This window comes from Pseudomonas sp. P5_A2_2 (genome assembly GCF_054177685.1).
Genome location: NZ_JBGCUL010000084.1, coordinates 1 through 10,997, shown reverse-complemented (window position 1 = coordinate 10,997; position 10,997 = coordinate 1). Strand labels below are relative to the sequence as shown.

Here is a 10,997-nt window from a genome sequence, read left to right as displayed (position 1 = left end):
GGCCAACAGCCTCGGCCTGGCCATGCTCGGTGGCGAATCGGTCGATGCCGCGCTGCAAGCCGTTATCGACGGTAAGGCCGACGCCATCGTCGTGCTGGAAAACGATCTGTACACCCGTACCGACAAGGCCAAGGTCGATGCTGCACTGACCGCCGCCAAAGTGCTGATCGTCGCCGACCATCAGAAGACTGCCACCAGCGATCGCGCGCACCTGGTTCTGCCAGCCGCCAGCTTCGCTGAAGGCGACGGTACCCTGGTCAGCCAGGAAGGCCGCGCCCAGCGTTTCTTCCAGGTTTTCGATCCGAAGTACATGGATGCGAGCATCCTGGTTCATGAAGGCTGGCGCTGGCTGCATGCCCTGCGCGCGACCCTGCTGAACCAGCCGATCGACTGGACCCAACTGGACCACGCCACCGCCGCCGTCGCTTCCAGCACCTCGATCCTGAACCGCATTGTTGATGCCGCACCGTCCGCCGCGTTCCGCATCAAGGGCATGAAATTGGCCCGCGAACCGTTGCGTTACTCCGGTCGTACCGCCATGCGTGCCGACATCAACGTGCACGAACCGCGTACCCCGCAGGACAAGGACACCGCGTTCGCCTTCTCAATGGAAGGTTACTCGGGTTCCGCCGAACCGCGTCAGCAAGTGCCATTCGCCTGGTCTCCGGGCTGGAACTCGCCGCAAGCCTGGAACAAGTTCCAGGACGAAGTCGGTGGTCACATCCGCGCTGGTGACCCGGGCACCCGCCTGATCGAAACCAGCGGTGACTCGCTGAACTGGTTCGCCAGCGTTCCGCGCGCGTTCAACCCGGCCCAGGGCACCTGGCAGGTTGTGCCGTTCTTCCACCTGTTCGGCAGCGAAGAGAACTCTTCGAAAGCCGCTCCGGTTCAGGAACGCATCCCGGCCGCCTACGTCGCACTGGCCAAGTCCGAAGCCGACCGCCTGGGTGTCAATGATGGCGCCATGCTGAGCTTGAACGTGGCCGGCCAGACCCTGCGTCTGCCGCTGCGCATCAATGAAGAGCTGGGTGCTGGTCTGGTGGCACTGCCTGCGGGCATCGCCGGCATTCCGCCAGCCATCTTTGGCCAATCCGTTGACGGTCTGCAGGAGGCAGCTCAATGACCTTGTTCACTCCTGAAGTGATCGACATCATCATCGCAGTCCTCAAGGCCGTGGTGATTCTGCTCGCCGTAGTGGTCTGCGGCGCCCTGCTGAGCTGGGTCGAGCGTCGTCTGCTCGCCCTCTGGCAGGACCGTTACGGTCCGAACCGCGTCGGTCCGTTCGGCGCGTTCCAGATCGCGGCCGACATGATCAAGATGTTCTTCAAGGAAGACTGGACCCCGCCGTTCGCCGACAAAGTAATCTTCACTTTGGCGCCGGTCGTGGCCATGAGCGCCTTGCTGATTGCCTTCGCGATCATCCCGATCACCCCGACCTGGGGTGTCGCGGATATCAACATCGGCATCCTGTTCTTCTTCGCCATGGCCGGTCTGTCGGTCTACGCGGTGCTGTTCGCCGGCTGGTCGAGCAACAACAAGTTCGCCCTGTTGGGCAGCTTGCGGGCCTCGGCGCAAACCGTGTCGTACGAAGTGTTCATGGGCCTGTCGCTGATGGGCATCGTGATCCAGGTTGGCTCGTTCAACATGCGTGACATCGTCGAATACCAGGCGCAGAACCTGTGGTTCGTCATTCCGCAGATCTTCGGTTTCCTGACCTTCTTCATCGCTGGCGTCGCCGTGACTCACCGTCACCCGTTCGACCAGCCGGAAGCGGAGCAGGAACTGGCCGACGGTTACCACATTGAATACGCCGGCATGAAATGGGGCATGTTCTTCGTCGGCGAGTACATCGGCATCGTGTTGATTTCGGCGCTGCTGGTGACCTTGTTCTTCGGTGGCTGGCACGGTCCGTTCGGCATCCTGCCGCAGATCCCGTTCATCTGGTTCGCGTTGAAAACCGCGTTCTTCATCATGTTCTTCATCCTGCTGCGCGCCTCGATTCCGCGCCCACGGTATGACCAAGTGATGGATTTCAGCTGGAAGTTCTGCTTGCCGCTGACCCTCGTCAACATGCTGGTGACCGCTGCGATCGTGTTGCTCAACACGCCCGCCGTCGCGGCTCAGTGAGGATAGAATCATGAAGTACATATTTGACATCGTGCATGGCTTCTACACCCAGCTTCGCAGCCTGGTGATGATTTTCGGCCACGCCTTCCGCAAGCGCGACACGCTGCAGTACCCGGAAGAACCGGTCTACCTGCCGCCGCGCTACCGTGGACGTATCGTCCTGACCCGCGATCCCGACGGTGAAGAGCGTTGTGTTGCGTGCAACCTGTGCGCCGTGGCGTGCCCGGTCGGTTGCATCTCGCTGCAGAAAGCTGAAACCGAAGACGGTCGCTGGTACCCGGACTTCTTCCGCATCAACTTCTCGCGCTGCATTTTCTGCGGCCTCTGCGAGGAAGCCTGCCCGACCACCGCGATCCAGCTGACACCGGATTTCGAAATGGCCGAGTTCAAACGTCAGGACCTGGTTTACGAGAAAGAAGATCTGCTGATCTCCGGCCCCGGCAAAAACCCTGATTACAACTTCTATCGTGTTGCAGGTATGGCGATTGCCGGGAAGCCGAAAGGCTCCGCGCAGAATGAAGCCGAACCGATCAACGTGAAGAGCTTGCTGCCTTAAGGAAGAAAGATGGAATTCGCTTTCTATTTCGCATCGGGTATCGCTGTGGTGTCCACGCTTCGCGTGATCACCAACACCAACCCTGTGCACGCCCTGCTCTACCTGATCATTTCGCTGATCGCCGTGGCGATGACGTTCTTCGTCCTCGGCGCACCGTTTGCCGGTGTCCTGGAAGTGATCGCCTACGCTGGCGCCATCATGGTGCTGTTCGTGTTCGTGGTGATGATGTTGAACCTGGGCCCGGCCTCGGTTCAGCAAGAGCGCGTCTGGCTCAAGCCCGGCATTTGGGGCGGCCCGGTCCTCCTCGCCGCGCTGCTGCTGGCGGAACTGCTGTACGTGCTGTTCTCCCACCAGACCGGTGAAGCCATCGGCCACACCACCGTAGACGCCAAGGCCGTGGGCATCAGTCTGTTCGGTCCTTACCTGCTGGTGGTCGAACTCGCCTCGATGCTGCTGCTCGCCGCAGCCGTCACGGCGTTCCACTTGGGCCGCAACGAAGCCAAGGAGCAATGACGATGCCTGCTATCCCTATGGAGCATGGTCTGGCGGTCGCCGGCATCCTGTTCTGCCTCGGTCTGGTCGGCCTGATGGTCCGCCGCAACATCCTCTTCGTGCTGATGAGCCTGGAGGTCATGATGAATGCCTCCGCTTTGGCGTTCATCGTTGCCGGTAGCCGCTGGGCGCAGCCGGATGGACAGATCATGTTCATCCTGGTGATCAGCCTGGCAGCGGCCGAGGCCAGTATTGGCCTGGCGATCCTGCTGCAACTGTATCGCCGCTTCCACACGCTCGATATCGACGCTGCCAGTGAGATGCGCGGATGAACCTTCTCTATCTGACTTTCCTGTTCCCTCTGATCGGTTTTGTGCTGCTGGCGTTTTCTCGCGGCCGTCTCTCGGAAAACCTCTCGGCGCTGATCGGCGTCGGCTCCATTGGCCTGTCTGCGATCGTCGCGTCCTATGTGATCTGGCAATTCAACGTCGCCCCGCCGGAAGGTGGTCACTACACCCAGGTTCTGTGGCAATGGATGGCGGTGGAAGGCTTCACGCCGAACTTCGCCCTGCACCTGGACGGCCTGTCCGTGACCATGCTCGGTGTGGTCGTCGGCGTGGGCTTCCTGATCCACCTGTTCGCCTCCTGGTACATGCGCGGTGAAGACGGTTACTCGCGCTTCTTCGCCTACACCAACCTGTTTATCGCCAGCATGCTGTTCCTGGTCCTGGCCGATAACCTGCTGTTCGTGTACTTCGGTTGGGAAGGCGTGGGCCTGTGCTCGTACCTGTTGATCGGTTTCTACTACAGCAACCGCAATAACGGTAACGCCGCACTCAAGGCCTTCATCGTGACCCGTATCGGCGACGTGTTCATGGCCATCGGCCTGTTCATTCTGTTTGCCCAACTGGGCACCCTGAACATCCAGGAACTGCTGGTGCTGGCTCCGCAGAAATTCCAGTCCGGCGATTTCTGGATGGTCATGGCTACCCTGATGCTGCTGGGCGGCGCTGTCGGTAAATCGGCGCAACTGCCGCTGCAAACCTGGCTGGCGGATGCGATGGCCGGCCCTACCCCGGTTTCGGCACTGATCCACGCCGCAACCATGGTGACCGCTGGCGTCTACCTGATTGCCCGTACCCACGGCCTGTTCACCCTGGCGCCGGAAATCCTGCATCTGGTAGGAATAGTCGGTGGCGTGACCCTGGTCCTGGCTGGTTTTGCAGCCCTGGTTCAGACCGACATCAAGCGTATCCTCGCCTACTCGACCATGAGCCAGATCGGCTACATGTTCCTGGCCCTGGGCGTCGGTGCCTGGGACGGCGCGATCTTCCACCTGATGACCCACGCCTTCTTCAAGGCCCTGCTGTTCCTTGCGTCCGGTTCGGTGATCGTTGCCTGCCACCACGAGCAGAACATCTTCAAGATGGGCGGTCTGTGGAAGAAACTGCCACTGGCCTACGCCAGTTTCATCGTCGGCGGCGCGGCCCTGGCGGCACTGCCTCTGGTGACCGCAGGCTTCTACTCCAAGGACGAAATCCTCTGGGAAGCGTTCGCCAGCGGCAACAACGGCCTGCTATATGCAGGTCTGGTCGGCGCGTTCATGACTTCGCTCTACACCTTCCGCCTGATCTTCATCGCGTTCCACGGTGAAGTGAAGACCGAAGCCCACGCCGGTCACGGCATTGCCCACTGGCTGCCACTGTCGGTGCTGATCGTATTGTCCACCGCCATCGGCGCGATGATCGTTCCACCGCTGCACGGTGTACTGCCGGAAAGCGTCGGCCATGCCGGCGGCGAAGCCAAGCACAGCCTGGAAATCGCTTCGGGCGCCATCGCCCTGTCCGGTATCCTGCTGGCCGCGCTGCTGTTCCTCGGCAAGCGTCGCTTCGTCACCGCCATCGCCAACAGCGGCATCGGCCGTGTCCTCTCGGCCTGGTGGTTCGCTGCCTGGGGCTTCGACTGGATCTACGACAAACTGTTCGTCAAGCCTTACCTGGCGATCAACCATATCCTGCGCAAAGACCCGCTCGACCAGACCATCGGTCTGATCCCGCGCATGGCCAAAGGCGGTCACACCGCCCTGAGCCGTACCGAGACCGGTCAACTGCGTTGGTATGCCGCCTCGATGGCTGCTGGTGCCGTGCTGGTCATTGGCGCCGTCGTGCTGGTAGCGGTCTGATATGAACCTTGCGAATTTGCGAAAGGAAACGAACCCGTCATGATTCTGCCTTGGCTAATCCTGATCCCCTTCATCGGCGGCCTGCTGTGCTGGATGGGTGAGCGCTTCGGCGCCACCCTCCCGCGCTGGATTGCGCTGATCACCATGTCCCTGCTGCTCTCCCTCGGCCTCTGGCTGTGGGCCAACGGTGACTATTCATTTGCACCAAAGCCAGGCGCCGATCCGACCTGGGCGCTTGAGTTCAAGCACGTCTGGATCCAGCGCTTCGGCATCAACGTGCACCTGGCCCTCGACGGCCTGTCGCTGTTGATGATCATGCTGACCGGCCTGCTGGGTGTCCTCTCGGTTCTCTGCTCGTGGAAAGAGATCCAGCGTCACGTGGGCTTCTTCCACCTGAACCTGATGTGGATCCTGGGCGGTGTCGTCGGCGTGTTCCTCGCCCTCGACCTGTTCATGTTCTTCTTCTTCTGGGAAATGATGCTGGTGCCGATGTACTTCCTCATCGCGCTCTGGGGTCACAGTTCTTCGGACGGCAAGAAAACCCGGATCTACGCGGCGACCAAGTTCTTCATCTTCACTCAGGCTTCCGGCCTGATCATGCTGGTGGCGATCCTGGGTCTGGTACTGGTCAACTTCAACGACACCGGCGTGATTACTTTCAACTACGCCGATCTGTTGAAAACCAGGATGTCGACGACCACCGAGTACATCCTGATGCTCGGTTTCTTCATCGCCTTCGCGGTGAAGCTGCCCGTGGTGCCGTTCCACTCCTGGTTGCCTGACGCTCACGCCCAGGCGCCAACTGCAGGTTCCGTCGACCTCGCCGGTATCTTGCTGAAAACCGCGGCCTACGGCCTGCTGCGTTTCGCCCTGCCGCTGTTCCCGAATGCCTCGGCCGAGTTTGCGCCGTTCGCCATGGCCCTGGGTCTGATCGGGATCTTCTACGGTGCGTTCCTGGCGTTCGCGCAAACCGACATCAAGCGCCTGATTGCCTTCTCGTCCGTTTCCCACATGGGCTTCGTACTGATCGGCATCTACTCCGGCAGCCAACTGGCGCTGCAGGGTGCGGTGATGCAGATGCTGGCGCACGGCCTGTCGGCGGCGGCACTCTTTATCCTGAGTGGTCAGCTGTACGAACGCACCCACACCCGCGACATGCGTGAAATGKGTGGCCTGTGGTCGAAAATCGCCTACCTGCCGGCCCTCAGCCTGTTCTTCGCCGCCGCGTCCCTGGGCTTGCCGGCGACCGGTAACTTCGTCGGTGAGTTCCTGATCCTGATCGGCACCTTCCCGATCGCTCCATGGGTCACCATCATCGCGACGTCCGGCCTGGTGTTCGGTTCGGTCTACTCGCTGATCATGATCCACCGTGCCTACTTCGGCCCGTCGAAATCGGACGCGGTGTTGCATGGCATGGACGGTCGCGAAATGATCATGGTGGTCGGTCTGGCCGCACTGCTGATTTACATCGGCGTGTACCCACAACCGTTCCTCGATACCTCTGCCGCTACGATGCATGGCGTGCAGCAGTGGCTCGGCACCGCCTTCACTCAACTCGCTTCGGCCCGGTAAGAGCGCTATGGAATTCACGACTCAACACTTTATCGCGCTAGCGCCGCTGTTGATTACCAGCGCCACGATCATCGTGGTGATGCTGGCAATTGCCTGGCGCCGCAACCACTCCCAGACCTTCCTGCTGTCGGTGGCGGGTCTGAACCTGGCGTTGCTGTCGATCCTGCCAGCCTTGAAGGTCGCGCCATTGGCTGTRACCCCACTGCTGCAAATCGATAGCTTCGCTTGCTTGTACATGGCGCTGATCCTGGTCGCCACCCTCGCTTGTGTGACCCTCGCCCACGCCTACCTCGGCGATGGCGGTACGGGTTACCCGGGCAACCGTGAAGAACTTTACCTGCTGATCCTGATGGCCGCCGCCGGCGGCCTGGTGTTGGTCAGCGCGCAGCACCTGGCCGGATTGTTCGTCGGTCTGGAACTGCTCTCGGTACCGGTCTACGGTCTGGTGGCTTATGCCTTCTTCAACAAGCGCTCGCTGGAAGCCGGTATCAAGTACATGGTGCTGTCGGCGGCCGGTTCGGCGTTCCTGTTGTTCGGTATGGCCCTGCTCTACGCTGACGCCGGTTCCCTGAGCTTTGTCGGTATCGGCCAGGCCCTGGCGGCCACTGGCCTGCCAAGCTCGCTGGCTCAATTGGGCCTGGGCATGATGCTGATCGGCCTGGCGTTCAAGCTGTCGCTGGTACCTTTCCACCTCTGGACTCCGGACGTCTACGAAGGTGCTCCGGCACCGGTTGCCGCGTTCCTCGCTACTGCTTCGAAAGTGGCCGTGTTCGCGGTGATGGTGCGTCTATTCCAGATCTCGCCAGCGGCGAGCAGTGGCGTGCTGAGCAACGTACTGACCATCATCGCCATCGCGTCGATCCTGTTCGGTAACCTGCTGGCCCTGACCCAGAGCAACCTCAAGCGTCTGCTGGGTTACTCGTCCATCGCCCACTTCGGCTACCTGCTGATCGCCCTGGTGGCGAGCWAGGGCCTGGCCGTGGAAGCCATCGGCGTGTACCTGGTCACCTACGTGATCACCAGCCTTGGCGCCTTCGGCGTGATCACCCTGATGTCCTCGCCGTACAAAGGCCGTGACGCAGACGCCCTGTACGAATACCGCGGCCTGTTCTGGCGCCGTCCGTACCTGACCGCTGTGCTGACCGTGATGATGCTGTCCCTGGCCGGTATCCCGCTGACCGCGGGCTTCATCGGCAAGTTCTACATCATCGCCACCGGTGTCGAGTCCCATCAGTGGTGGCTGGTCGGCTCCCTGGTACTGGGCAGCGCCATCGGCGTGTTCTACTACCTGCGTGTGATGGTCACCCTGTACCTGATCGAACCGAACCTGCGTCGCGTCGACGCCCAGTTGCACTGGGAACAACGCGCAGGTGGCGTGATGCTGCTGGCCATCGCGGTATTGGCCTTCTTCCTCGGCCTGTACCCACAACCGTTGTTGAACCTGGTTCAGCAGTCGGGCCTGGTGGGTTGATCGCTTAGGCGACTCTCGGTAGCAAACAGAAACGGCACCTTCGGGTGCCGTTTTTGCGTTTGGGGGATTGCTCTCCCCTTTCTCGGAAAGTGCCTGCAAGGAGACCGGATGCAACTGACATACAACCGGCGCAGTTGCTTCTAAGCTAGTGGCCGGCTTTCAGGTGTAGACAATGAAGCGAAGTGTTATGTCTGAGTTGGTCGAGGGCTTTGAGTCCACGGCCAAAAAGCGTCAACAACACACGTCTGTGGCGAGGGACCTCGCTTCCGCTGGACTACGCAGAAGTCCCAATCCCGGTGAGGCCGGTGTGCTCGGAAAACAGCAGCAGACTGAAGTTTTTGGCGCCTACTTCTCCCGAGCGCTGACCGGACGGCGAGAGCAAACTCCCTCGCCACAGCTGTACGACCACTTCGGACGCTAGTGGATTGGCTGAAATAATGACGAATGGACAACATTGATCAATGAAGTCAAAAACAAATAGATGTAACAGCTGCCACGCGCCAAACAACACAGGAACATCCAGAATCAAACACGGAAATTGCTATTCGTGTAGAAAAAAAGCGCACCCCATAATTACAAAAAAAGCACCACGCTGGCGATTAACTTTAATACTCAGCACTACTGCTTTCACTTTCACCTTGATCTCAGCCAAATCAATTTATAACCAGCACATAGCATTCCCCTATCTCATGAAGGGTAGCCCAGTAGTATGGTACGAATTCACTAAAATGGAAATGATCATCCCCATACTGATCCTGACTTTGTTATCAATAGGCTTGTTAGCAATATCTATAGCACACTACAAGAACCGACCTTACTCAAAAATATACATGAGAACAATAATATACAGTCTTTGCACTGGCTGGTTTCTATATTTAATTTCTATGTTTTTTGGACATAGGGCTATATAAGTATTGACTCTTGCTCATTGGAAAAATTTGAAAAAATACCAATATCGCACAGTGATTCTCTTTTAAACGCAACTGGGAGCGCCTTCAATTACTTGTGGGATCGAGCCTGCTCGCGAAGGCGATAAAACAGCCGCCAATAAAACGGCACATTTCGGTGCCGTTCGCCTTTCACAGCCTCAGCCGTTTACGCGCCGCCTCCCACGATTTCAGCACTTCGGCGTAGCTCACGGTCTCCCCTTTGGGCTTCTCGTCCGCCAGTTTCGGCTTCGGCGCACCCGGCTGGTCAAACCAACACTGCGCATCCCGCTGACTAAGGGCATTTATCTAATTGCTCTAAATCTGTTCCGCTGCTAGAGCTTTTGTCGAGAGCTCCATCTGCTGCAATGTAGATATTGGTCGTCGGCCAGCTAGGATTTATCATTATACAATGACTTTTATTTGAGGCAGTCCAGTCAAGCCGCATAAAGAAATCACCATCGAAAAAAAGATGACCAGGTCCTCCTGTAGATTCGCCGGGAAAGATCTCCCCTCTAAAGATATCGTTCTGAGTATTTAGAACAAATTCTAATTTACCACTTCCATCATCTGAGAAATAGACTTTGACCCTCGGGACAGCGACATACCAGACAAGATATATCAGTAGCAATAGTGTTAGCAGTCTGCGTTTGAGATAAAAACGGCACCTTTTATCCGCATTTGTGGACACTTATACCTTTCCCCCAATCAGACGGATCACCCGCAAGCACTTCATCCATAATAGTCTTGGCGCTGACTCCACCGGTTGAATAAGTGATGAAGAGGTTGACGCCAATAGCAATGGACTTCCTGTCCGGTATGTCATCCCACGCCCTTAATCCCTCTATGTCCTCTGAGCGATGAGGTCCGGGCCTATTTTCCCAATCTTGAAGCTTACGTACCGTGTCGGAAATGATCTGCTCAGCACCTGCACCATCCAATAACACCTGTTCCGAAAAACCCGCAGCCATTCCTATATATCCGTAATGAATATTCGACCAAATATCGTAAAAATAGTCATACTTTCCCTGCTTGTGACGAACATCGCCCCCAAAATTAACTTTTATCTTCGGCTTATGATCCCAAGGCCGATTCTGCCCAACGCGCTCTGTCCACAGCGCAAACGCCTCGGCTCGCTTGACAAGGGCGATGCTGTGGAAGTTGGGTTGATGGCCGAGTCGCAGATAAAACGGGATTTCCATATATTTATTTGTTTCAGCCTCCGGGCTGTAGCTGTTCAGCTCCTTCATTTTCAGAACCGAAGGGTGCGTGATGTTGCGGTTCATCTCGTTGGCGATGTACCAAGCCAGTTCTTCCATTCGGTCCGGATGATTGCAGGAAGCTGGATCGACGAGAAAGGCCGTGGCCTTCGTTGCAGGTTTCGGATCAGCCACCTGCTGTCTCGATGCAAACCTGTTATCAGTTTGGGGCGCCAGTGAGCCGACGCCGCTGGTCGCACGCGGCGCGGGGCGTGTCTCGTTTTGATAGGTCGCAGTGAACACCGAGGGAATCAGTCGGGCTTTACAGGGGCAACCACTATGGCTATCCAGCGTGCCAGCCATGGCTTTGCCATGACTGATCATGTGCGAAATGCCACCGACGATTTTGTAAATCTTGCCGTCCTGGCCACAGGTGACTCGATCACCATCGCGAKCATGGGCGATGCCATAC

9 protein-coding genes are annotated in these 10,997 nt (G+C 58.3%); 8 read left to right on the top strand and 1 reads right to left on the bottom strand.

Annotation, left to right across the window (positions count from 1 at the left end; genetic code table 11):
• From ACXRVY_RS09000 to nuoN, 8 genes are all read left to right on the top strand, one after another.
• Positions 1-1,123, top strand: a 1,123-nt coding sequence (locus ACXRVY_RS09000; RefSeq protein ID WP_458237271.1) for a molybdopterin-dependent oxidoreductase, incomplete at its 5' end; no start/stop codon positions are given.
• Complete coding sequence (gene nuoH / locus ACXRVY_RS08995; protein WP_046037838.1) at positions 1,120-2,127, top strand: NADH-quinone oxidoreductase subunit NuoH; 1,008 nt, start codon at positions 1,120-1,122, stop codon at positions 2,125-2,127. The genes ACXRVY_RS09000 and nuoH, both read left to right, overlap by 4 nt.
• 10 nt (positions 2,128-2,137) lie before the next feature.
• Positions 2,138-2,683, top strand: a complete 546-nt coding sequence (nuoI, locus tag ACXRVY_RS08990; RefSeq protein WP_007970449.1) for an NADH-quinone oxidoreductase subunit NuoI — start codon at positions 2,138-2,140, stop codon at positions 2,681-2,683.
• A gap of 9 nt (positions 2,684-2,692) precedes the next feature.
• Entirely contained in the window at positions 2,693-3,196 is a 504-nt protein-coding gene (nuoJ, locus tag ACXRVY_RS08985; protein ID WP_223461551.1) for an NADH-quinone oxidoreductase subunit J, read from the top strand.
• 2 nt (positions 3,197-3,198) lie between these two features.
• Positions 3,199-3,507 carry an NADH-quinone oxidoreductase subunit NuoK gene (nuoK, locus tag ACXRVY_RS08980; RefSeq protein ID WP_007946416.1) on the top strand — a complete coding sequence of 103 codons (309 nt, stop codon included), beginning with the start codon at positions 3,199-3,201 and terminating at the stop codon, positions 3,505-3,507.
• Complete coding sequence (nuoL, locus tag ACXRVY_RS08975) at positions 3,504-5,357, top strand: NADH-quinone oxidoreductase subunit L (protein ID WP_223461548.1); 1,854 nt, start codon at positions 3,504-3,506, stop codon at positions 5,355-5,357. The genes nuoK and nuoL overlap by 4 nt, the downstream gene beginning before the upstream one ends.
• Positions 5,358-5,396: 39 nt before the next feature.
• Positions 5,397-6,929, top strand: a complete 1,533-nt coding sequence (gene nuoM / locus ACXRVY_RS08970; protein ID WP_458237270.1) for an NADH-quinone oxidoreductase subunit M — start codon at positions 5,397-5,399, stop codon at positions 6,927-6,929.
• A 7-nt stretch (positions 6,930-6,936) separates the two neighbouring features.
• On the top strand, positions 6,937-8,400 hold the full coding sequence (nuoN, locus tag ACXRVY_RS08965; protein WP_458237269.1) for an NADH-quinone oxidoreductase subunit NuoN: 1,464 nt from the start codon (positions 6,937-6,939) through the stop codon (positions 8,398-8,400).
• Positions 8,401-9,997: 1,597 nt separating this feature from the next.
• On the opposite strand, the gene ACXRVY_RS08960 is transcribed toward nuoN, so the two are convergent.
• A partial coding sequence (locus ACXRVY_RS08960; protein ID WP_458237268.1) for a polymorphic toxin type 44 domain-containing protein occupies positions 9,998-10,997 on the bottom strand: 1,000 nt, incomplete at its 5' end.